Below are 247 nucleotides of genomic sequence, written 5' to 3' on the forward strand. Positions count from 1 at the left end.
GTTGCTGGCACAGTTCTATCCGTTGCAAACCTTCCCCATCGCCCGGGAAAACCTGCAGATCTACGGCATGTGGCTGAGCTTTGCATTGTCCGCCGCGGTCATCACCTTCTTTGCGGCACGCATGGCCGAGGAACTGCGCCGCCAGGAAGAACTGCGCGCCATTCGTCGTGAAGAGGGGCTGCGTGACCAGCAATTGCTAGCGGTCGCCACCCAGGCGGCCGGTGCGGCCCATGAGCTGGGCACGCCG

At 63.6% G+C, this 247-nt stretch carries 1 pseudogene; it reads left to right on the forward strand.

From position 1 onward, the window contains the following. Window positions 1–247, forward strand: a pseudogene (locus SB765_RS32495) (sensor histidine kinase); the annotation flags it as partial.

The sequence above is a fragment of the Pseudomonas sp. SIMBA_067 genome, assembly GCF_046534675.1.
GTDB lineage: Bacteria > Pseudomonadota > Gammaproteobacteria > Pseudomonadales > Pseudomonadaceae > Aquipseudomonas > Aquipseudomonas putida.